Source organism: Aeromonas sp. FDAARGOS 1416 (assembly GCF_019048085.1).
GTDB lineage: Bacteria > Pseudomonadota > Gammaproteobacteria > Enterobacterales > Aeromonadaceae > Aeromonas > Aeromonas veronii.
In genome coordinates this window covers 2,190,473-2,212,876 of sequence record NZ_CP077301.1, presented here as the reverse complement: position 1 = coordinate 2,212,876, position 22,404 = coordinate 2,190,473, and the positions used below count along the sequence as shown (strand labels likewise).

Below are 22,404 nucleotides of genomic sequence, written 5' to 3'. Positions count from 1 at the left end.
CTTTAGCCAAAAGCCATAGCCGATTGAAGACAATTGAGTAAAATGAAGGTCGATTTAGACGGCATCTTTGCGAAGCGTTCACCGCATCCGCCAAGTCGTTGCCATCCATTGCCAATCAAAGGAGAAGATGATGAAAAAGGCGATTACCCTGCTGTTTCTGAGTACCCTGGCTGCCCCCGTGCTGGCGGATGAGTGTGCACTGGTCATCGAAGGCAATGATGCCATGCAGTACAACCTCAAAGAGATGAGCGTGCCGGCCACCTGCAAGGAGGTGACGGTCACCCTGAATCACACCGGCAAGCTGCCCGTGACCGCCATGGGCCACAACTGGGTGCTGGCCAGCACCGCCGACTATCAGACCGTGGCGACTGCCGGGATGAGCGCCGGGGCCGAGAACGGTTATCTGCCCAAGGATGATCCCCGTGTACTGGCTCACACCAAGCTGATCGGCGGTGGCGAGAGCAGCAGCGTCACCTTCAAGACCGACGGTCTGGCGGGCAAGGATCTCACCTTCTTCTGCTCCTTCCCCGGCCACTTCGCCATGATGAAGGGCTCCTTCAAGGTCAACTAAGGTGCTGACCGGCACGAGCCGGTTGCCTCAATAGCAAAAGCCGGGATTTCCCGGCTTTTTCATCTCTGCTGTTTGTGTGTGGCGTGGCATGACTGCACACCGCCGACTTTTGCGCTATTTGGCCAGCAGGGTAAAGAAGGCGATGGCGGTCTTCTTCTGGCATTCGAAGTGAATGCTCTTTTCACCGGTCACCACCAGCGTCTCGTTGATGGCCACCTCTTTGCCCTGCACGGCCAGCTGGCCGCTCAGCAGGTGACAGAGGTAGGTCTTCTCTGGCTCGAGGGTAAGGGTCAGCGGAAAGGGGAGGTTCAGCACCCGCACGTTGGCGCTGATGCGATCCGGATGGTAGATAAGCCCCAGATCGGTCACCTCTTTTTTCAGCAACTCGCAGTGGGTCTCCTCATCGCCGCTAAAGTGCGCCGCCTCGAAGGTGGCGTAGGGGTGGCCGTTGAGCACAAAGCCTGCCCCGCTTACCGGCAGCAAAATGCGCTGATAGCCGGGAAAGGGGGAGAAGGGACCCGCGCTCTTGATGGGGGCCGAGCTCAGTCGATAGTCAAAGTCGAGTTTGGCAAGGCTGCTTCCCTTGGGGGAGATGAGGATCTGGCTGGTAGTGCCCTGCTGGTTTTTCCAAGGCATCTTCTGGTGGTCAGACTCTTTAATCAGGGTGATCACGGGCACTTCCTCACGATAAAAAAACGCAGGGAGCCGGGGACATCAGCCCCGGCTCCCTGATAGAGATTGGCGATGGTAAAGGCGATCAGCCCTGACTATCCAGCGCAGCCAGCCGAGCTTCCATGGCGGCGAGACGGCTCTTGAGCTCGTTTACCTCCTGCTCCAGCTCGCTCAGACGGTCGGCGGCAGGAGAGGCATAGGCCGCGGCGGGAGCGGCATCCATCATCGCCTGAATATCCACTTCGCCGCTAAACAGGTGGGCGTAGCGGGATTCGCGCTTGCCCGGCTCGCGCGGCAGCTTGACCACGTAGGGGCCACGCTCGATAAGCTGGGTCAGCACCGCATCTACCTCGGTGACATCATCGAAGCTGCAGAGTCGGTTGGTGCGCGAGCGCAGCTCCCCAGGGGTTTGCGGGCCGCGCAGCAGCAGCTCGCAGACGATGCCGAGCTCCTGGGCACTGAATTTCAGCTCGCCAAATTCGGTGTTGCAGAATCTGTGCTGATAGCGGGGCACCCGGGCGTTGAAGCCGGCGGTGTTGACCACCAGCCGCTTGCGGATCAGCTCGTCTACCACGGCGCGGATATCGAGCTCGGAGAGCTCCAGCACCGGCTCGCGGTTGCTCTTCTGGTTGCAGGCGTTGACCAGTGCATTAAGGGAGAGGGGATATTGATCCGGGGTGCAGATCTCTTTTTCAATCAGACAGCCGATGACGCGGGCTTCCAGCGGGCCAAGTACTAACTCCATTTCCTACTCCCTTCCAAATCGAGACATCAAGAGCCCCTATCTTAGTCATGGTCCGCGCCGCGTCTAGCGTTGCGCGCCATTTTTGCGAGCTGATCAGGGGGTTGGCGAAAGGCTCGCCAACGCTACAGACCTCCGCTTTTTATCGCTGCCCCTGATAGAAGCGCGCCTTATTGGCATACATGGCATCGTCAGCCACCCGGCTCAGCTCCGCCAGTGGGGTCTGGTCGCTGTTGCTCCAGCCGATGGCAAAACGCAGCGGGAAGCTGTGCTCCCCATGCTGCACGATGGCGTGCTGCTGGCTTGCCTCCAACCTGCCTGCCAGCTGCTGGCTGGCGAGGTGATCCGCCTCCGCCAGCAGGACGAACTCGTCGCCGCCGATGCGGAAAATCTTCTCATCCTGACGGCACAGCGTGCGCAGCTGGCGAGCCATCTGGATCAGCAGGGCGTCGCCAGCCTCGTGCCCATACTGGTCGTTGGTACGCTTGAGGCCGTTGAGATCGAGCATGAAGAGGGCGAGGTGACGCTCGGGATGGCGTGCCAGCACCGCCTGATAGTGATGGAAAGCCTCTTCGAACGCCTGCCGGTTGGGCAGCCCGGTGAGGTTGTCGGTGCGGGCGACCCGCGCCAGCTCGTCGGTGAAGAGGCGCCCCTCGATGCCCACCGCCAACTGCTTGGCAAACAGCCGCAAGATGGCCCTGTCTTCGGACTCCAGCCCTTCTGCGCTTACCATCAGATAACCAAACAGCACGCCGCTCTGGCTGCCGGGCAGGGTCATGATCTTCCAGAGAGCGTCATCCCACTGGCATTCGGAGTGTTTGACCTCCTCATCCATCAGTTGAGCCAGTTTCTCCTGCAAGGCATCCCGCAAGGGGGCATCGACCCCCTGGGTCAGGGAGTAGTGAGGCTGGCCATCGCGGCGGATCACCAGTCCCCAGCGGTGGCCGGGATAGAGCTGCGAGAGCTGCAGCAGGGCGGAGCTGGCCAGCTCGGCAATATCGATATCCAGCTGCTGGTGCAGACCGAACTGCAGCCAGGATTGCAGGATATGGCGGCTGCGCTCCTCCCGGCTCAGGGCCGAGCGCAGGGCGGTCGTTTGCGAGGCAACCTCTTGCTCCAGTTCGTCGTTGAAGCCGAGCAGCCGCTGGTTGAAGGCCTCTTTCTCGCTATTGGCCTGCTGCAGCTGTTCATTTTGCTGATAGAGCGCCCGCACCTGATCCGAGATAGTGCTGGCCATCTCCTGCAGCAACTGGCGCACCTCGTCGTACTCCACAAAGCGCAGCGGCGCCTGCCGTTGCTGGTAGTTGCCCTTGCCATAGCTGCGCACCAGCGCGGCCAGCGAGCGCAGCGGTCGGGTGAGCCAGCGGGTGAGCCAGACGCAGCCGATGGCCACCAGCAGCAACATGACGGCGATGCTGACGGTCAGCAGCTGTTGGGATTTGTTGAGCTCGCTGACCCTGTCATTGCTGTAGCTGTAGAGGGTGATGGTGGGGGTGATCTCTTGCTCCAGCTGGGGCCAGCCAATGGCCAGGGGCTGCGCCAACTTGCTTGGCTCCCTGTCATCCATGGCGTTGGCGTTCTGGTGAGCCCCTTCGTAAAGACGGTTCTCGCCCTGAGAGATCACCAGATATTCGCTTCCCTTGAGATAGGGTTCCAGTAACTGGGCCATCTGCCGCCAGGGGAGAATGGCCATCACGAAGCCGGAAGGGGTCTGCATCACCCCTGCGCGCTGGTGGTTGCGATAGATGGGGGCTACCAGCGCCAGCCCGCCGCTGCGGTTTTGCTCCATGTCGTCGACCAGCACGGGATCATCGACGGGCAGCAGCAGATGCTTGCCCTGTTTTGCCTCGCGGGTCTTGCCCCAGGCCATCAGCTGCGGCATCAGGTCGCTCGACTCGAGGTGGGAGGCCTGGCCATTGATGTACTCCACCACCAACCCCTTGTCATCGATGAGGTAGGCCGAGGTCAGCAGGCTGTTGGATTTTATAAAGGTGGCCAGTGCCAGCCGGGCATGGCTGGAGAAGAGAAAGTTGTCGAGGGCCTGATGGAGTACCCGATCCTGGCTGAGCTGATTGATCTGGGTGCCGATCAGCTCGCTGCGAAAGCGGGCCTCGCGGGTCATGCTGGTGAGGGCCCGCTCCAGCTGCGACTGCTCGCTCTGGGCGATGATCTGGTGCTGGCGGATCAGCAACACAGTGCTGGCCAGCAGCGCCGGCAGCAGGGCGACGGTGAACAGGATGATGATGAGGGTCGGGCCGAGCCGAAAGGTGCGATGTTTCATGGTGCTTTGACCTGCCGGTACTGCTGATCGGCCAGCTGCTGCATATAGCGGGCGGTGTCGGCGGCACTGATCCCCTCTTTAAAGCGCTCGAACCCTTTCTCCATTGCTTGCCAGGCGATGGACATGGCGCTGTCGGAGGGCATGGGGGTACTGAGGGTGAACTGCTCCAGCAGCACTTTTTCCTGAGGCGTGGGACGGCGGCTGATGGCGGTAAAAGCCTGCTGATTGACCGGCAGCAGCGCCCCCTGATGATAGATGAACTGTTGAATATCCTGACGCTGGATAAAGGCCATCAATGCCTTGATGACGGGTTGCCGATCCTCATCGTCCATCGCCCAGCGGGAGGCTCCCATTACGTAGGCGCCGCTCATGGAGTGCATGGGATGGCTTTGCCAGCGGGGCAGCAGGGCAACGCCCAGCTTATCCCCCATATTCTTCACCAGGTCATTGAAGGCCCAGTCCCCATTGATGAGGTAGGCGCTCTTGCCCTCATTGAAGCGGGCGAGGGCGGTGTCATAGTCGCACTCGGGATCGACCCACTGTTCGCTGGCGACGGTGCGGTAGGCCTCCAGCGCCTGCACCATGGCCGGGTTGTCGAGGGTGATGCGCCCTTCGGTCACCGGCGAGCTGCCAAAGGTGTGTAAAAAGGCGGCGAAGTAGTACATGTCGTGATAGGGCCAGCTGACGGGGTAGGCCCCCTTGGTCTTGAGGGCCGGGGTGATAGCAGTCAGTTGCTGCCATTGGGTCACCGGAGTCGAGACCAGCGCCTTGTTGTAAAACAGCATCAGATGGTTGCCCTGCATCATGGGCATGCCCCAGCGTTGCCGATCCAGGGTGACATAACGCAAGGCGCTGGCCCTCAGCGCGGGGGAAAACCACTCGGCCGGGAGGGGAGCGAGGGTCATCTGGCGATAGAGGCCGATAAAATCGGAGGGGATTAGCATCAGGTCGGGCAGCCCCCTGGCCTGAGCTGCCAGCAGGAGATCCGCCTTGATCTTGCCCGGCTCAATCTGGGTGACCCGCACTCTGTGGTTCCCCTCCTGATTGAAGCGGGCGATCACGTCGTCGATCACGTAACCGGCTTGCTGGGAGTGCCACAGCTCCAGTTCAGGCTCCTGAGCCTGCAGGGGGTGGCTCAATGCGAACAGGCAAAGCAGCAAGAGATGATAAAAAGATCGTTTTCTGCTCATGTTATCATCACCGTTATTCCCTGAATTCCAAGGGAAAAATGTAACAAACTACCGGCAAGATCGGTAGGCTCGGGTGTCAACTAATTGACTGAAACAACAAAAAGCCCGGCGCGTGGGCCGGGCTGGGGGATAAATTGCTTATCCGCATATTCTTCGAGGCATCTATTGTGGATGTTGTTTGAGGATGTCGTATATCTCCTCTTTCAGTTTGAGTTTCTGTTTTTTCAGATCTCTCACCTCGGCGCTATAGTCGCTGGCGTGATGCTTTTCCAACTTTCTAATCTCCGCATCCAGGTCGTTGTGCAAGTCAAACTTCTTCTGGAAATGGACATCACTGCTCTTCAGTTTCGAGATGAGTTCTCTGTACTCTGGGAACATGTAATGGAGCCTCCTTGGTTTCGTTTGATTGTGCCTGTAAGACCAAAGCTACCCCTTAGTGCCGGGGATAAATGTGATCCTGATCGGATTTGGGGGCAATGATTTGGAGTATTCGGCGGGATATTTATAACTTGTTGAATCAAAACAAGATAAGTGATTTATCAATCTGAATGGTGAGCCAAACTGTGCGACAAGTCACAACAGGGGCAGTGTTGGCGTGAGGGTGCAGGATCAAAAAAGGGGCCGAGTGGCCCCTTCTTATGGATGCAGGCAACGTTACTCTTTCTCTTCGTCCGCCTGCTCTTTTTTCTTTTTCTTCTCGGGCAGCGGCTTGCCGTCGCGGTGGATCACCTTGCCCGCCTCAAAGCCAATCTGGGCCGCCAGCTCCTCCAGATCCGCCGACTTGGCCTGATCTCCGATGGCGTAGCGATAGTTGGCGATGGAGAGTTTGTCAGCCACCGGCGTGCCCGGGACGATAGGCTCGCGCCAGCCCTGGCCGATGTGGGCCACCAGGGTGCCGTTCATCAACAGCTCGCCGACGATCTCCTGGGTCGGATTGCCCTTGCCGTAGGTGAGACCCTGCGGGTGCTTCTTGCCGACCAGCGGCTCGTTGCTGGCGGGGATCAGCTTGGTGCGGATCAGCCACTTGGGCTTTTTGGTGTTGCCCACCGCCTTGCCGGTCTGGTACTCGTTGATCTTGATGGTCTTGATCATCTGGGCCATGAAGTCCTTGGTCAGCGCCTTCTGGGCGTCGCTGGTTTCATCGATGGCGATGGGGGCCACATACCAGGTCTGGGTGGCTTGAGCCTTGGGAGCGGCAGGGGCAGTTTGCGCCATGGCCAGGGGGCTGAGCAGGATGGCAGCCAGCAAGAGTCCTATCTTCTTCATTGTGATTCCGCTTTTGTTTCAACAAGAATTTTGTTTTGCCAGCGACGACTGCGCCAGCGCCAGAACATGGCCAGACCGCGCACCCACTCGTCGCAGGCCAGCGCCAGCCAGATACCGACCAGTCCATAACCCTGCATGATACCGAGGAAATAGGAGAGTGGCACGGCAATTCCCCACATGGAGAGCAACGCCATGTAGAGGGGGAAACGGGCATCCCCGGTGGCCCGCAGGGCGTTGATCACCACCAGATTGAAGGTGCGGCCGGGTTCGAGGATAAGGCTGATAAGAAACAGTTGCGCCACCTGGGTGATGATGTCGGCATCATCGGTAAAGAGGCTGATGATGGTACGGCCATTGAGGGCAGCCGCCACGGCGATGACGCAGGTGACTGCCAGCCCCAGCTTGAGGCTTTTGAGCAGCTGTTGATAGGCGCGATCGAACTGCCTGGCACCTGCCAGATGACCGATGATGATCTCGTTGCCAAGGCCGATAGAGAGGCCAAACAGCAGGATAAACAGGCAGATCTGGAAGAAGTAGGATTGGGTCGCCAGCGCCTTGTCCCCCAGCAGTCCGACAAAGGCTGTCACCACCATAAACTGCAGCATCCAAGAGAGGTTCTCCCCCGCCGCCGGCAGGCCGATATGGAGTACCTTGCCGAGCATCTCCCGGCTGGGGTGGACGATATCGCGCACCACCAGTCGAATGCCGGTCTTGCGGGCTACCAGCCACACCAGCAGCACCACGCCGACCAGTCGGCCCGCGACCGTGCTGATGGCGACACCGGCGACGCCAAGCTGGGGCAGGCCGAACCAGCCGTAGAGCAGCAGCAGGTTGCCGACGAAGGTGATGAGGTTGACGATGAGGGTCACATACATCGCCTGACGGGTGTGGCCGTGAGCGCGCAGGGTGGCTGCCAGACAGAGGGCTGCGGCCTCCGGTAACAGGCAGAGACCGATGATCTGCAAGTAAAGCGTCCCGTCGCTCATCAGATTGGCAGGCAGGTTCATCAGCGCCAGCATGGTGCTGGCCCCCGCCATCACGCCGATGGCGGCTACCAGACCGATCAGCAGGTTGAAGCCGATGGCGGTGTGGATCACCACCCGACTCTTCTCCCGATCGCCCGCCCCCAGATACTGGGTGATCACCACACTGGTACCGATACTGACGAAGCTGAACAATGTGATGGCGAGATCGAACACCTGATTGCCGACCGCCAGCGCGGCCACTCCCTGATAGGAGACGTGACCCACCATGAAGGTGTTGAGGGCACCGGTCAGAAAGTGCAGGGCGAGATCGATAAAGAGCGGCCAGGTCAGCGCAAATAGCGTGCCCGGGCCTGCGTGGGATTGAGATTGCATGGCATGTCCAACAGCTGGGAGGGCACGGGGGAGTGCCCTCTGGGGGCGCATTTAACACCAAGGCCAAGGCCGGTGCAATCCTTGTGCAGGATTGCACCGGCCAGGGGAGCAGGCCAAGGGATCAGGCAGGCGTGGCGCCCGCCTCCTGTTCGCTTGGCAAGGTGAGGCGCGCCGAGTCGGGCAGGGCATCATCCTGCGGCCAATTTGAGCGGATGGCATCAGTGGTGCTCTCCACCACCGCATCATCCTTGAACACCGGCTCGCGGTAGCAGCGGGTCAGGCGCAGCGCCTGATACATATCGGGGCAGAGGATGATCCCTTCATCGCCCACCCGCACGCCTGCCTGCTTTAGCCAGTGGGTCATCTGGCCGTGGCGACCCGCCATCACCATATGGATGCCGCGCCGTTTCAGCTCTTTGTGCAGCTCTCCCACCATGCTCATCACGCTGATGTCCTGATGGGTGAAGCAGGCGACCGCATCGATCACCAGACACTTGGGGGCTCGGGGATCCTGCACCAGCAGGGCCAGCACCCGCCGCTTGAAATAGGGTGCATTGAAGTAGGTGAGCGGTGAGTTGAAGCGATAGACCAGAATACCCGGGATCGCCTTGGCCTGTTCGTTGTCCCCCAGGGTACGTACTACCCCCTCGTCATCCATGCCAAGCAGCTGGTCGGTGGGGCGCATCACATTGCGCAGGAACTGGAACAGCCCCAGCAACACGGCGAGTGTGATCCCGGGGATCACTCCCATGGTGAGCACGCTGATAAAGGTGACCAGCGCCAGCCAGAAGGCGGATCGATCGGAGTGGCGCAGGGCCCAGAGACCGCGAAAATCGGTGAGCGACAGGGAGGCCATCACCAGCACCACCCCGAGGGCGGCGGTGGGAATATATTTGAGCGGCGCCGTCAGATAGAAGGTGATGAGGGCGATCACCGCCGCAGCGATGATGGAGACCAGCTGGCTCTTGCCGCCGTTGGCGTCGTTGACCGCGGTGCGTGAATCCGCGCCGCTGATGGCAAAGCCTTGCGAGACCGCGGAGGCGAGGTTAGCCATACCGAGGGCCCGAAACTCCTTGTCCGCGTCTATCTCATAACCGTTTTTGGCGGCAAAGCTGCGGGCGGTCAGCATCATGGAGACGAAGCTCACCATGGCGAGGTTAAGGGCAGGCAGCACCAGCTCCCGCATCAGACCGGGGGGAAATTCCGGCATCTGGAACGCAGGCAGGCCGGAGCCCACCGTCCCCAGGGTGGCGATATCAAACTGGCCGAGATTAAAGCCCCACACCAGCGCAGCGGTCACCACCATGGCCACCATGGAGGAGGGCCATGCCGGTTTGTAGCGCTTGGCCAGCAGCAGGGTGAGCAGGGCTACCAGACTCATGGCCAGGGTAGGCAGATGGGTCTGGGTGATATAGGTGGCCCCGCTGGCGATCCGCTCGATGAGGTAACGTTCGCTGAAAGTGAAGCCGAAGATCTTGGAGAGCTGGCCCACCATGATGGTGATGGCCACACCATTGAGCAGCCCCATCAGGATCGGGCGGGAGAGAAAGTCCGCCAGCACTCCCAGCTTGAAGCGGCTGGCAATCAGGCACCAGAAGCCGGTCATGGCGGTCATGGTCATTACCAGTTGCCAGTGACGGGTGGGGTCGCCTGCGGCCAGCGGCGTCACCACGGCGGCGATGACCGCACAGGTGGCGGCATCAGGGCCGACGATCAGCTGGCGGGAGGTGCCAAACAGGGCATAGACCAGCATGGGCAGGATGCAGGAGTAGAGGCCGACGATGGCGCCGACCCCGGCAAGCTCGGCATAGGCGATGGCGACGGGCAGTGCCACGGCCGCCACCGAGAGTCCGGCGCGAAGATCTGGCATCAACCAGGCGCGCTGGTAATGCAGCAGGGCGGCGAGGCCCGGTAGCCAGCGTTCGAGAGAGAAGAAATCGCGCATTATTTAACCCATTGAGTTACAACCAGCTTTTCCCCTAGTGTGCCCAAGGTTATCGAAAGATTGCAATCAGGTTATGGCCAGTTTACCTGAAGGTCAGGCCAGATAGCCTGCCAGCGTTTCTCCTTGATGCGCTGGGTAAAAATCTGTTTGTCCTGACGACATCTGGGGTTGGCACTCACTTGCAGCGACCAGTTTATGGCAAAGCCGTAGGGGGCGAGCCACTCGAACTCGCCATCCTGATTCAGGCGCACGCCTATGCAGGTGGGCACCTCGACCCAGTGGCTGAGCGCCTCAAGGCTGCTGGCAAATGGCGCTACCAGTTGGCGAGTGTGCATGCGGGCCTGATTGCGCACCTCCCACTGCTGGCCGGGCAGCCGTTTGGCGAGCCAGGCTTCGTGCTCTGCTTCGGCCAGCCCTTGCGGGTCGCTGCTATCGAGGTAGATAAGGTCGATATCGTTGAGTGGGGTGGGCACCGCCTTGTGGTGAAGGTGATCCCAGATGAGATTGCGGATAAAACCGGCCCCCAGCGCCCAGTCGGGCAGATTGAGCTCGGCCGCGGCTTGCAGGCAGGCCATCCGCTGCGGATCGGCCCGCAGCAGGGCTTCTGTTTTGGCTTGGAATTGCTGTTCGAGGGCGGAGTTCAGAGGTTCAGTTGTTGGCATTGCGGCGTAACCAGACATCAATGTAGCGGCAGCTCGGTACTATAGTGAGCCCCTCCGCCTGAGTCCAGTTGAAGAAGGCGCGCGCCAGCTGATCGGCAATCCCCTGCACCCTCAGCTCGGGGGGCACGAAGGTGCTGTAGGCGTCGATGGTCTTGGCATCGAGCCGCCGGTAGCGCAGTCTCGACTCTTTCCCCTCCACCATACAGATGAACTGCTGCTGGTTGGCCTGATGGATGATGTCGCTCATGGTGGGCACCTCTGGCATAAAGTTGGGTCTCTCGGCACAACATAACTGTTAGCCAAGGTATAGAACAGATAATGAGAGCCCGTGGTCAATATCATCCCCCTTTGACAGAGGGCGCATCGATATCGCGATGCAGATCAAGGTGCCCGATGGTGAGTCGGGCACCGCGTTAGTGTCAGCACAAGAGTGTTGGCAAAGGGGAGGGATCAGACCCAGGCTCGCTCCAGCAGGGTAAGTAACTGCTCACGGTCGGCATCCTTGCGATTGAACAGCAGGGCACCGTCGTTGACCGCCAGATCGCGGATCTCGGTCAGTAGCGAGCGATCGCTTACCCCAGCCTCGCTCATGGTGCGCGGCAGCTTGACCGCTTGCCACAAGGTGTCGCGCAGGGTGCGAATGGCTGTGATGGTCGCCTCCGCCCGCTGATGGGCCGGGGTGGCAGCAAAGCGCTCTGCCCCCACCAGCGGCAACAGCAGCCGGGCCAACTCGCTATCCACCTCGGGGCGGTTGTAATCGAGCACGGTCGGCAAAAAGAGGTTCATGCACAGCCCGTGGGGCAGATGGCAGCGGGCTCCCAGACTGTGGCCGAGGGCGTGCACCAGCCCCACCATGGAGTTGGAAAAAGCCATGCCAGCCAGCGTTGAGCCTTCCGCCAGTTGCAGCCGCAGCTGTTTGTTTTGCGGGTCGTGGATGATTTGCGGCAGGGCGCTGGCGATCTTCTCCACCGCCATCAGGGCCAGTGCATCGCTCACCGGGTTCTTGGCGGTACCGATAAAGGCCTCGATGGCGTGGGTCATGGCGTCCATGGCGGTAGCGGCGGTGATATTGAGGGGCAGTCCCTGGGTCAGGCGCGGGTCGAGCACCGCCAGCTGGGGCAGCAGGAAGGGGGAGGTGAAGGGCACCTTGCGCCCGCTCGCCTCATCCTTGATCACCGCCACCAGAGTCACCTCTGATCCTGTGCCCGCCGTGGTGGGCACCACCGCCAGCGGCTTGAGGGGACGGGTCAGGCAACCGGCGCCCGAGTAGTCGAGCAGATGATCCCCCCCCATGGAAGTGAGAATGTTGACTGCCTTGGCGGTGTCGATGACCGAGCCGCCCCCCAGCGCCACCAGACTGTCGCAGTCGAGCTCGCGATAGCGTTTGGCGATCCGCTCCACTACGGCAGTGGAAGAGTCGGCCGGGATCTCGTCCCAGATGGCGGCGACCGGCAGCTCCCCCTCGGCCAGCACATTGGCCAGCAGGGTGGCAAGGCCGGTGGCATTGACCCCCTTGTCGGTCAGCAGCAGCGGGCGACGGGCCCCTAGGCTGGCCAGCTCGCTGGCCAGCTGCTCCAACGCCTGTTCACCGGCCAGCAGTTTGACCGGGCAGAAGAAATCGTAATAGCGGCTCATTTCAAAGCTCCTTGCGCGTTAGCCGGTCACCAGACCCAGATAGATGTTACAGGCCCGGCCGATCTTGTTGGTCGGGGCGGGATAGTGGCGCAGCAGAGGCCGCGCGATAAAGGCGGGCAGGATCAGGGACTGCAACTGCTCAAGCCCCCGTACCAGATGCATGGCAACGGTCAGGTCTCCCTCCACCAGCAGCCGGTTTTCGCCAAATGCCTGATTGACCCCGAGCCGAAAACTCAGGGCGCGAAAGGCGATATTGGGATGCTTGAAGCGCACCCGTAGCGGATGGATGGTGGCATGAGGGGCGACTGGCGCGCCGGGATACCAGCGGCCACCCTGCTTGTGCATGTTCATGGCGTAGCCGATGCCGCCCACTTCGAGGCGGATTGCCAACCCGTCCGGCAACGGCGCCAATTCGCGGCGTACCGCCTCATCGGTGCGGGCGGCGCGACAGAGGGTGCGACCCACCACCCAGAGCAGAGTGGTGATCCAGAGGCGGCGGCCAAGGGCTGCCGCAGGTTCAAACATCCGTGTTTGCATGGGGATTGGCTCCTGAGATGGCTGACCAGAAGAGGGCGAACGCACTGGCTTGCCAGTAGTCGTCCTGTCCCAGCTCCGGTTGATCGACAAACAGTGATGCGCAGGCGAGGAACTGGCCCTGACACACCTCCAGCAACAGTGGTGCGGGAGCCTGCATCAGCTCGCCGCTGGCCTGCCCCTTTGCCAGCAGGGCAGGCAGAAAGCGCAGGGCATCGTTCAGGATCTGGCTGCGGGCCGGTCTGGCCAGCAGCGGGGAGTGAAAGAAGCCCAGCACGAATTTGAGCTCATTGGGGTTAGCCTGCATCCACTCCATCGCCAGCTGCCAGTAGTGGCGGGTCTGGTCGTACAGCGGCAGGGTGGGATCTGCTTCATGGATGGCGCTCCCCATCCGGGTTTTCACATCCTGATAGAGGGCGAGGATCAGCGCCTCCTTGCTCGGAAAGTGGTGGAACAGAGTGCCGTTGGCCACCCCGGCCGCCTTGGCGATGCGGGCGGTGGCGGCCCCCTGCAGGCCATCTTCGGCGCAGAGGGCGAGGGCGGCATCCAGGATCTGGCGGCGCTTGTCGGTCATGGTTTGTGGCTGCGGGATAGCCTGGTTCATGGTCATCTCTATCAGCGCAGGAAGAAGGCCATCATCAGCTTCTGGATCCAGCTGTGGTAGGGGGGATGGATCAGGGAGCCGGTGGTGAACTTGCCGCGGGTCAGCACGGTTTTTGCCTTGGAGAAGGTGAGGAACCCCTCGTGGCCGTGGTAGTGGCCCATACCGGAGGCGCCGATGCCGCCGAACGGCACATCGTCGGCCGCCACCTGAAACAGGCTTTCGTTGATCGCCATGCCGCCGGAGTGGGTCTCCCGGGTCACCCGTGCCTGCAACTCGGGGTCGAAGCTCATCAGATAGAGGGCCAGCGGGCGGGGCCGCTCGGCCACATAGGCGAGCGCCTCCTCCAGGGTGTCGTAGGGGATGAGCGGCAGCAGCGGCCCGAAGATCTCCTGCTGCATCACCTGACACTGACCCGGCACCCCGGTCAGCAGGTGGGGCACCAGCAGGCGACGCTGGTCGTCGCGGGCCGGGCTGCCACAGGGATGGAGCTGGGCACCCGCCTGCTCGGCTTCATCCAGCCAGCTGACGAGACGTTGATACTGGCGGTCGTTGATGATGGCGCCGTAGTCAGCACTATTGAGCCCCTGCGGGTAGAGCTTGCTGAAGTGGCGGCGATAGGCGGCGATAAAGTTATCCACCTCGCTGCGGGGCAGCAGCACATAGTCGGGGGCGACGCAGATCTGCCCGGCGTTGAGGCTCTTGCCGAAGATCATCCGCTCGACTGCGGTGGCGACCGGCATGTCGGGTGCGATGAGACAGGGGCTCTTGCCGCCCAGCTCAAGGGTGAGGGGGGTGAGCTGGGGCGCGGCGGCGGCCATCACCAGCTTGCCCACCATGGTGGAGCCGGTAAAGAGCAGGTGATCGAACGGCAGTGAGCTGAACGCCGCCGCCATCTGGGCATCTCCCTCGATGATGGCGATCTCGTTTTCGTCAAACACGCTGGTGAGCATGGTGCGCAGCACGGCGTTGGTATGAGGGGTGAACTCGGAGAGTTTCAGCATCGCCCGGTTGCCCGCCGCGATGGCGGTGATGAGGGGGCCAAGGCTCAGCATCACCGGAAAGTTCCACGGCACGATAATGCCGACCACCCCGAGCGGCTGGAAGTGCACCTCTACTTTGGCGGGAGCCAGCAGCAGGCCGGTGTGACGGCGGTGAGGCTGCATCCAGCGCTTGAGCCGCTTCTGGGTGTAGTTGATCTGCATGATGCAGGGCAGCACATCGGCGATCAGGCTGTCGTAGTGGCTGCGCTGGCCATAATCTGCCGCCAGCGCCTTGCACAGCTGCCCCTTGTGGGCGAGCAACGCCTGCTTGAGTTTGGTCAGCTGCGCCCGGCGCTCGGCCAGGGTTGGCATGGGGTGAGCCAGACTCGCCCGCTTGAGCCGCGCCAGCTGATCCGGCAGGGACAATTTGATGGCGAGGATATCCTCAGGAGTGTGTTGAAGCTGCGCCGCACCCATGTTGTTCTCCGCATGAAAAATGACCGACTGATTAGTCGGTCTAAATCTAGCTGTTTGTTACCGGAATGTAAAGCTGGCAAGCTGTCTGCCGTTCACCGCGAGCTGGACGCAAGAGAGAACTGTGTGTCTCCCCACACTTTTGTGGTTTGCTCGTTGGTGGCTTATCTAATAAGGGGTAGTTTTTGGCTATTAACCTACACGGAGAGAGCACTATGACCAGGGAACTGAACAGCTTGTTGGCCCGGCTTGAAGATGTGGTTGAGCGGATGCCGGATTGCTTCAACACCTACGAATTCGCCCAGAAGCTGGCATTGCAATATCAGCCGGAGTTCTTTGCCGCGGGCCACTCTCTGGCCGAGCACGAGGGCAAGGTACTGCGGGTGCTGCACCAGAAGATCGCCGAAGCGCTGGCAGGCAGCGAAATGGTGATTGAAGGGGCTCTGCTCCCCTGCGTCACCCCCTGGGGGGAGAAGGCGACCTCGCCGCGCTGGCACCGCAAGCACTGAGGGGCAAAGTCAGGCAGAACTGTGCCAGATAGCAGATAACGAACAACGATAAAGGGCGCGGCGCTGGCAACAGAGCCGCGTTTTTTTTATGCAGATTGTCGCCAGCTGCGTCTCGTTGTCGGGAGCAAAGGCCCGCTCTGTGATCCCATGCCGGGATACGAGACCGTCAGCCGGGTAGACTCTTCCTCTTGTCGCAGGGTTTGTCACCGTAGGAATTTCTCATGACCCATAAAATCATTCTGGATACCGATCCGGGTATCGACGATGCCATGGCCATCCTGTTTGCCGAGGCTCATCCCGCCATCGAGCTGCTCGCCATCACCACTGTTTTTGGTAACGCCACCATCGACAATGGCACCCGCAACGCCCTCTGGCTCAAGCAGAAGTACGGCATGAAGGCGGATGTGGTCAAAGGCGCTGCCGCCCCGCAGCTGCGCGAGCCGGTCGGCCCCACCACCATAGTCCACGGCCCGAGCGGCTTTGGCGACATGGAGGCGGGGGAGGTGACCATAGCCCCGGATCCTCGCCCCGCCTGGCAATATATTGTCGAGGCGGTGAAAGCCGCGCCGGGGGAGATCACCCTCGTCACTATCGGCCCGCTCACCAATCTGGCGCTGGCGCTGCAACAGGTGCCCGAGATTGTCTCGCTGGTGAAACAGGTGGTGGTGATGGGGGGCGCCTTTGGCGTCAACGGCCATCGCGGCAACGTCACCCCCTATGCCGAAGCCAATATCCACGACGATCCCGATGCCGCCGACCGGGTCTTTACCGCCGACTGGCCGGTGGTGATCATCGGGCTGGACGTGACCCAGCAGAGCTTCTTCAGCAGCGCCTATCTGGATGAGCTCAGGGACAAGGCGGGGGAGCCGGGCCGCTTCCTGTGGGATGTCAGCCGCTTCTACCTGCGCTTCTACTCCGAGAAGCTGGGGCTCTCCGGTTGCCATGTCCACGACCCGTCCGCCATCGCCTATGTCATTGACCCGACTCTCTTTACCCTGCGCGAAGGGCCGGTGCGGGTGATTACCAGCGGCCCGGCCATCGGCCACACCCTGCAAAAGTTCGATGGCAAACGCCACTCCCACGATGACTGGGCAGCCTATCGTCCGCAGCAGGTCGGGGTGGCGGTGCGCGATGAAGCCTTGCTGGCGCTCTATCGCGAGACGCTGGTGGGCTGGGGCAAGGATTGCTGAGCAAAGAGGCGTTATTACGTTGAAGCGGGGGCTGTGATCGGCGCCAAACAATCGGAACGCTCGGCCGCTTATACTGCCTTATATCAAGAGCTTGGGAGGGATGAAGATGGCCTGGATTTCCTTGATAGTGGCGATAGCCCTGATCTGGTGGTTGATGAAGCTGGGGCGTGGTGCCCTGTTCGAAATCCGCCTTGCCCCCGGCAAGGTAGTGGTCAAGCAGGGCAAGGTGTCACCCGCCTTTATTGAGCATGCCAAGCAGATCCTGCGCCACGAAACAGTGCGCGGTCGCATTGTGGGGCAGCGTGATGGCGATGGCGTGAAGCTGATCTTCTCCCGATCCATCCCCGAGCCGGTGGCCCAGCGGTTTCGCAATATCTTCCCCTATGGCGATTACCGCCAGCCAACGGCGCCGCTGCCGGGGCCCAAATCCCGCAAGGGATAAGCACCGGAACCTGGTTCATCAATAGCAAACGGGCCTCCAGTGGAGGCCCGTTTTTTATGGCACTTGGCCAAGAGAGAGCTGACAGCCCTTACTCCTTGCCGTGCAGCTCGCGCTGGGCCTTGACCGCCGCCGCCTTGACGGCGGTGCCTTCATTGCCCCAGGAGGCGCGCAGGGTGTTGACCAGCTCGGCGAGCCGCTCGTCATCCATGGTCCAGCCATAGCCTGGCATGTGGTAACCCAGATGGCCGTGGGTGACCGGTGTTTCGGCACCGTGCAGCAACACGTTGATCAGGCTCGACGGATCGCTCGCCAGCACGGTGCGGTTGTTGACCAGCGAGGGGATGACGTGGTCATTGCCCTGGCCGTTGACCCCGTGACAGGTGGAGCAGTACATGGCGTAGTCCGCCTTGCCGCTGGCACTGGCGTAGGCGCGGGCCCCTTTCTCTGCGACCGGCTCATCTTTCAGATCGGTCAGATAGGTGGCGATGCTGGCCAGATCGGCGTCGCTGAAATACTGGCTGCTGTGAGTGATCACTTCCCCCATGGGGCCCGCGACCGCTTCATGCTGGCTGCGGCCGGTTTTCAGCAGATCGATCAGCGCCTGCTTGCTGTAACGGCTGCCGCGAATGTCGGGGGCATACCAGCCATCCAGCGCCGCACCGCTCAGGTAGACGGGATCCGCCTCGGTCAGCGCTTTCTCCTGCATGCCGAGCCCGCGCGGAGTGTGGCAGCTGCCGCAGTGGCCGGCGCCTTGCACCAGATAGGCGCCACGGTTCCACTCTTCGCTCTTGCCCGCCACCGGGGTGAAGCGACTGTCATCGTGGTAGACCCAGTTCCAGCCCATCAGCGGCCAGCGCATGTTGAGGGGCCAGGGGATGTCGCTCTCCTTGTTGGCGATGGCCAGCGGCTGCACCTCCTTCATCAGATAGTGATAGAGATCTTCGAGATCTTTATCGCTCATCTTGGCGTAGGCGGTGTAGGGCATGGCCGGATAGAGGCGATGCCCATCGCGGGCCACCCCTTCGCGCATCACCTTGATGAACTCCGGCAGGCTGTAGTTGCCGATACCGTGGGTCTTGTCTGGGGTGATGTTGGTGGCAAATACGGTACCGATGGGGGTCGGGAACCCTTTGCCGCCTGCCAGCGGCTTGCTGGTCTCGCTGGTGTGACAGGCAGCGCAATCGCCGAGCTTGGCCACGTATTCCCCCGCCGACATGGCGGGGGCTGCGTTGGCGGCAAGGGCGGGCAGGGCCAGCAGCAGGGCGCTAGCGGTCAGTGACAGGGCGCGGCTCATTGGGCACCTCCCTTGCTCATGGCAACCAGCTCGTTGACGGCGCGCCACGCTTCGTCGATGGCGGCGTGGGCGTAGGGGCTCCAGCCTGCATCCGAGTTGGCGATGGTGATGTTACCGATCGGCTGGCGACCCAGTTCAATCCATTTTTCGCACTGCGCTTCGTCATCAAACAGGGTGTTGGTGACATAGGAGTAACCGTGAGACCAGCGGTTGACCGTGATGGCGAGGATGTCCTGCTCATGGTTGAAACCGGCGCTGCCGAGCATCCCCTGCAACTGTTCGCGGATCATCTGTTCATGCTGCTCGAACGGCATGCCGAGGATCATGGCGCGCCCCTTGCGGGACTGCTCGCGTGCCGAGAGGCCGCTGCCCGGCAGGGTCGGCACATAGACCATGTGCAGGCACATCGGCTGATCCGGGCTCTTGGGATGCTCGTAGCCACCCATGCTGACCGGATAGTCGAGCTTGACCCGGCTGTAAGGGGCCGCCGGGGAGTAGACCTCGTGTACCCCCAGCTTGACGAAGGCTTGCCAGTTCTTGATCACCACCTTGGTGTAGACCAGCGGCGCCTTGGCGTTCTGGCGCAGCGCCTCCTTCTGGGGCTCCGGCATCTCGGGCACCATGTAGGGGATCATCATGTTGTAGCCCGCCATGATCGACTGCTTGGCCCGTACCCGGTGCAGTTTCCCTTCCTTGATGTAGGTGACATCCACCGCCAGCTTGCCGTCGGCGAGGCGCACGTTTTTGGCCTGCAACGCCGTGCTGCCAAGTCGCAGTTGCACCTTGTGCTCAGGCAGGTCGAGCTTGCTGTAGTTAAACTTGGCCAGCACCACATCCTGCATGGTGTGACCCGGCGCCACCTGCGGAATGAGCTTGCGCACCATCAGGCGGGTGAGACCGGCGTTGCCATCGGGGAAGTGGAAGATGTAGGGATCGTCCAGCTCCGCCTGCTCCTCGGCATCCAGCGGCGTCAGATTGAGGCCGTCGAAACCCGGCAAGGCGCACAGACGCGCATCGGCGCAGGCGGTGGCGTCGATGCCGACCGCCTGGAAGTCGTTGGTGCGCTGCTGGAAGTAAGTGATCGCCCGCTCGCTCAGGCCCACTTTATCGCGCAGGAAGGTGGTGTAGCTGTTGCGAGTCACCCACTCATCCTGCTGCTCGCGGGTCATGCCGCTCAGGTAGTCTATCTTCGCTTCGTGCAGGGCCAACAGGGCGGCCTTGTCGGCATCATCCAGCGGGAAGTCACCGATAAACTCTGCCAGCGGACGACCGTTCAGGCGATCGCGCGGGATATCATCCGCCACGTTGTGGCCCGGATCCCCGTTCACTATCTTGTTGACGCCAAAGTGCTTCTCGTCGAAATAGACGCCACGGCTCAGCCCCAGATCCGGATAGAAGGTCTGCTGGAAACCGGCGGCCAGCTCGTCGATGTTGACCTCCAGCGCCTTGAGCAGACCGAGCGCAACCGGGCTGTAGACCGAACGCGGTGATTGCAGGGATTCACTGCCGCCGTAACCCAGACGCAGGCCATCGGGGGTGGTGAACTCGTTGCGCTTGGCGTGGCCGCCGAAGTCATCGTGGTTGTCGAGCAGCAGGATCTTCTTATCCGCGCCGAGCAGTTGCTGATAGAAGCAGGCGGCGGCCAGACCGCTGATCCCGGCGCCGACGATCACCAGATCGTACTCTCCCTCTAGGGGAATATTGGCAAAATCATACTGCTTGCCGTCACGGGCGATGCTGTGGGCCGGTTCGAAAGAGCCCGGGTGGTTGCCGCGCAGGCCGGTGAGGGCGGGCGGGTAGGCCAGGGTTTTATCCGCCAGCGTGCTGCCGCCTTCGGCAGCCTTGAGCAGATTGATGGGGGCGACGCCTGCCGCAATGGTGATGGCAACGCCGTTGAGAAAATCTCTGCGTGTAATACTCATGGCTATCCCTGTGTTAGGAGAAGTAATGAATAAGTGGATTCATTATGGGAGGGAGACACAGATCCTGTTCAGGATTGGGCGCCGAATCTACCGCTATCCTCACGCTGAGTCCATACGATTGCTAATGGATTATTAAGCACCATTTTCCTGCTTGTGACGAGAGTGATGCGCTGATGGGGGGGATTTGCCCTGTTGCAGGGCAAATTAACTCTCGGCTCGGTCGGTCAATGATTGCCGCAGCTGATTAGTTTGGGAGGCGTTCGGGCATCATTGTCGACTCGGGGGGATGATCGCGCTAAGCTCTTAACTACTTGTTTTATCGACTCTCTTTTTTATTCATAGGCATAAAAGCCACTCAGGAGGCGTAATGAACTGGTATATCTCGGTCCTCAAGCAATATGCGGTATTCAGCGGGCGGGCCCGTCGCACCGAATACTGGATGTTCGTGCTGTGCAACGTCATCGTCATGCTGCTGCTCGGCATGGTGGACAAGCTGATCGGCGGCGACAATGAGCTGATCAGCTCCATCTATTCGCTGGCTGTGCTGCTGCCCTCGCTGGCGGTAGCGGCTCGTCGTCTGCACGATACCGACCGCAGCGCTTGGTGGCTGCTGCTCGGGCTTATCCCCATTATCGGCACCCTGGTGCTTATCTACTTTATGGTTTGCAACGGTCAGCAGGGGCCAAACCGCTTCGGTGATGATCCCAAAGCGGCCCCCTCGCAGGGCTTTATCGTCAGCTAACGGGCGCGGCTTGGCCAATCATCGGCCAATAAAAAGAGAGGGAGGCATCAAGCCTCCCTCTCCTTTTCGTGTTGATGGTCGATCAACGCTCGATCAGCGGGGCAGATCGGTAGCTCCACATGCCGTAGGTGCGCAGGGCGTCGCGGTAGATGCCGAGCAGCTCGCTCTCGCTCGGGGTGGCCAGCTCCTCGAGGGGCTTGTCAGGGTAGCTGACGCTCGCCACCTTGATGTTGGCCGGGCCAATCTGGTCGCAGGCGATTTCCAGCACCGTCTGGCCGCGGCGTACATGGCTGGCGGAGCTTACCAGCACCGCATAGTCAATCTGGTGGCGGGCGAGGGCATAGGCGCTGTAGAGGGCGTTATCCACCGTGCTGGTGGCGTAGTTCTCTTCAATCAGGCGGCTGCGGTCGATGCCGTGGTTGGCCAGCCAGTCAGCCATCAGCTTGCCCTCGGTCTGGCGGTTCTGGGGCACGCCGCCGGTCAGGATGATCAGCGCCTCCGGGTCGGCTTTGGCCAGCGCCAGAGTGGTTTGCAGGCGGCCCAGCAGGATCTTGTCCATGCTGCCGTCGGGATTGAGGGCGTAGCCCAGGGTGACGATGGCGCGTTTGCCCTCCTTGGTGGCCTTGACCTGATCCCCGGTCAGTTCGGTCTGCAGCGGGGCGGCGGTGATCCGCTGCACCCGGGCGATGATCTCCTCCAGATCGGCGGCGCGGCCACTGCTGCGATCCGCCACTTTCGCCAGATAGCTGCGGGAGGCCTCCTTGTTACCCTTCACCAACTGCCAGATGGCGAGATAGCTGTTGATGTCGAGATCATCGGGGGCGACGGCCTGCGCCTGCTCCAGCAAGGTGATGGCGCGGCTCAGGTTGCTGTTGTAGATCTGGGCGTTGGCTGCCGAGATGAGCAGGTCGGTGCGGTAGGGTTCAAGCTGGTAGGCGGCCAGCAGCCGCTCGGTCACCAACTCCATATTGCTCGGCATCTTGGCGGTAAAACCGGCGTGGGAGATCTTGGCTGGCGACTTGTAGATCTGCAGCGCTTCGCCGAGCAGCATGTCCACCGCCTGGCGTTTGCTGACCAGGGTATTGAGGTCGTGATCCATTTGCATCGAACTCTCGGCCGCTTGCAGGGCGAGGGGCGAGAGCGCCAGCAGGCTGCCGAGGGTGAGGGCAAGAAGGGTCTGTTTCATCAAAAGGTCCTCTGTCGGGCTGAATCGCGCCGTGGCGCAGCGGTTTGCGGGCCGATGCGACGAGGAAAATGTGCGTCAATTCAGTCTGTTAGTGCCAAAGAGAGGGCAATATACCAGCTAACGGTGCGGCAAACTGTGAGTTGGGGCGAGTCGTCGGGTGATGCCACACCAGTGGCCGCAAAAATGGCCGCAACGGGTCAGCTAC

22 protein-coding genes are annotated in these 22,404 nt (G+C 61.3%); 5 read left to right on the top strand and 17 right to left on the bottom strand.

The window, feature by feature from the left end:
• Positions 1-130: 130 nt before the first annotated feature.
• Positions 131-571: an azurin gene (azu, locus tag I6L46_RS09745; RefSeq protein ID WP_005337768.1), complete on the top strand. Its 441-nt coding sequence runs from the start codon at positions 131-133 to the stop codon at positions 569-571.
• A 114-nt stretch (positions 572-685) separates the two neighbouring features.
• Here azu and I6L46_RS09740 read toward each other — a convergent pair whose 3' ends face one another.
• From I6L46_RS09740 to I6L46_RS09675, 14 genes are all read right to left on the bottom strand, one after another.
• On the bottom strand, positions 686-1,243 hold the full coding sequence (locus I6L46_RS09740; RefSeq protein ID WP_216977975.1) for a HutD family protein: 558 nt from the start codon (positions 1,241-1,243) through the stop codon (positions 686-688).
• A gap of 85 nt (positions 1,244-1,328) precedes the next feature.
• The gene (locus I6L46_RS09735) at positions 1,329-1,988 is read right to left on the bottom strand and encodes a YceH family protein (RefSeq protein WP_201908959.1); all 660 of its coding nucleotides are present in this window, start codon (positions 1,986-1,988) and stop codon (positions 1,329-1,331) included.
• Between the two features lie 139 nt (positions 1,989-2,127).
• Entirely contained in the window at positions 2,128-4,266 is a 2,139-nt protein-coding gene (locus I6L46_RS09730; RefSeq protein WP_216977974.1) for a diguanylate cyclase, read from the bottom strand.
• Positions 4,263-5,456 carry an extracellular solute-binding protein gene (locus tag I6L46_RS09725; protein ID WP_216977973.1) on the bottom strand — a complete coding sequence of 398 codons (1,194 nt, stop codon included), beginning with the start codon at positions 5,454-5,456 and terminating at the stop codon, positions 4,263-4,265. The genes I6L46_RS09730 and I6L46_RS09725 overlap by 4 nt, the downstream gene beginning before the upstream one ends.
• A 162-nt stretch (positions 5,457-5,618) precedes the next feature.
• A complete protein-coding gene (locus I6L46_RS09720) occupies positions 5,619-5,834 on the bottom strand; it encodes a YdcH family protein (protein WP_005337763.1) in 216 nt (71 codons plus the stop codon).
• A 276-nt stretch (positions 5,835-6,110) separates the two neighbouring features.
• A complete protein-coding gene (locus I6L46_RS09715) occupies positions 6,111-6,722 on the bottom strand; it encodes a hypothetical protein (RefSeq protein ID WP_005337761.1) in 612 nt (203 codons plus the stop codon).
• Positions 6,719-8,080 (bottom strand): MATE family efflux transporter, encoded by a 1,362-nt coding sequence (locus I6L46_RS09710; protein WP_005361670.1) that lies wholly within the window; start codon positions 8,078-8,080, stop codon positions 6,719-6,721. The genes I6L46_RS09715 and I6L46_RS09710 overlap by 4 nt, the downstream gene beginning before the upstream one ends.
• 121 nt (positions 8,081-8,201) lie before the next feature.
• The gene (locus tag I6L46_RS09705) at positions 8,202-10,025 is read right to left on the bottom strand and encodes a SulP family inorganic anion transporter (RefSeq protein WP_021230679.1); all 1,824 of its coding nucleotides are present in this window, start codon (positions 10,023-10,025) and stop codon (positions 8,202-8,204) included.
• Between the two features lie 71 nt (positions 10,026-10,096).
• Complete coding sequence (locus I6L46_RS09700) at positions 10,097-10,687, bottom strand: nucleotidyltransferase family protein (RefSeq protein ID WP_216977972.1); 591 nt, start codon at positions 10,685-10,687, stop codon at positions 10,097-10,099.
• Positions 10,674-10,934 (bottom strand): GNAT family N-acetyltransferase, encoded by a 261-nt coding sequence (locus I6L46_RS09695; RefSeq protein ID WP_005337747.1) that lies wholly within the window; start codon positions 10,932-10,934, stop codon positions 10,674-10,676. The genes I6L46_RS09700 and I6L46_RS09695 overlap by 14 nt, the downstream gene beginning before the upstream one ends.
• A 203-nt stretch (positions 10,935-11,137) precedes the next feature.
• Entirely contained in the window at positions 11,138-12,322 is a 1,185-nt protein-coding gene (locus I6L46_RS09690) for an iron-containing alcohol dehydrogenase (RefSeq protein ID WP_139708930.1), read from the bottom strand.
• A gap of 18 nt (positions 12,323-12,340) precedes the next feature.
• Entirely contained in the window at positions 12,341-12,859 is a 519-nt protein-coding gene (locus I6L46_RS09685) for a hypothetical protein (RefSeq protein ID WP_005361659.1), read from the bottom strand.
• On the bottom strand, positions 12,840-13,460 hold the full coding sequence (locus I6L46_RS09680) for a TetR/AcrR family transcriptional regulator (RefSeq protein WP_106842896.1): 621 nt from the start codon (positions 13,458-13,460) through the stop codon (positions 12,840-12,842). The genes I6L46_RS09685 and I6L46_RS09680 overlap by 20 nt, the downstream gene beginning before the upstream one ends.
• Positions 13,461-13,471: 11 nt before the next feature.
• Entirely contained in the window at positions 13,472-14,917 is a 1,446-nt protein-coding gene (locus I6L46_RS09675; protein WP_021230685.1) for a coniferyl aldehyde dehydrogenase, read from the bottom strand.
• A 212-nt stretch (positions 14,918-15,129) separates the two neighbouring features.
• Here I6L46_RS09675 and I6L46_RS09670 point away from each other — a divergent pair, with 212 nt between their 5' ends.
• The 3 genes from I6L46_RS09670 (at position 15,130) to I6L46_RS09660 (ending at position 17,055) form a co-directional block, all read left to right on the top strand.
• On the top strand, positions 15,130-15,423 hold the full coding sequence (locus tag I6L46_RS09670; protein WP_005353197.1) for a hypothetical protein: 294 nt from the start codon (positions 15,130-15,132) through the stop codon (positions 15,421-15,423).
• Positions 15,424-15,644: 221 nt separating this feature from the next.
• The gene (locus I6L46_RS09665) at positions 15,645-16,613 is read left to right on the top strand and encodes a nucleoside hydrolase (protein WP_216977971.1); all 969 of its coding nucleotides are present in this window, start codon (positions 15,645-15,647) and stop codon (positions 16,611-16,613) included.
• 106 nt (positions 16,614-16,719) lie between these two features.
• Positions 16,720-17,055 (top strand): DUF3634 family protein, encoded by a 336-nt coding sequence (locus I6L46_RS09660; RefSeq protein WP_216977970.1) that lies wholly within the window; start codon positions 16,720-16,722, stop codon positions 17,053-17,055.
• Positions 17,056-17,143: 88 nt separating this feature from the next.
• On the opposite strand, the gene I6L46_RS09655 is transcribed toward I6L46_RS09660, so the two are convergent.
• Both I6L46_RS09655 and I6L46_RS09650 read right to left on the bottom strand, forming a co-directional pair.
• Positions 17,144-18,349 (bottom strand): cytochrome c, encoded by a 1,206-nt coding sequence (locus I6L46_RS09655; protein WP_042656989.1) that lies wholly within the window; start codon positions 18,347-18,349, stop codon positions 17,144-17,146.
• On the bottom strand, positions 18,346-20,271 hold the full coding sequence (locus I6L46_RS09650; protein ID WP_216977969.1) for an FAD/NAD(P)-binding protein: 1,926 nt from the start codon (positions 20,269-20,271) through the stop codon (positions 18,346-18,348). Before I6L46_RS09650 ends, I6L46_RS09655 begins: the two co-directional genes overlap by 4 nt.
• 367 nt (positions 20,272-20,638) lie before the next feature.
• Here I6L46_RS09650 and I6L46_RS09645 point away from each other — a divergent pair, with 367 nt between their 5' ends.
• On the top strand, positions 20,639-21,013 hold the full coding sequence (locus I6L46_RS09645; RefSeq protein ID WP_005337730.1) for a DUF805 domain-containing protein: 375 nt from the start codon (positions 20,639-20,641) through the stop codon (positions 21,011-21,013).
• 82 nt (positions 21,014-21,095) lie between these two features.
• Here I6L46_RS09645 and I6L46_RS09640 read toward each other — a convergent pair whose 3' ends face one another.
• A complete protein-coding gene (locus I6L46_RS09640) occupies positions 21,096-22,199 on the bottom strand; it encodes a YdcF family protein (RefSeq protein ID WP_216977968.1) in 1,104 nt (367 codons plus the stop codon).
• Positions 22,200-22,404: the final 205 nt, after the last annotated feature.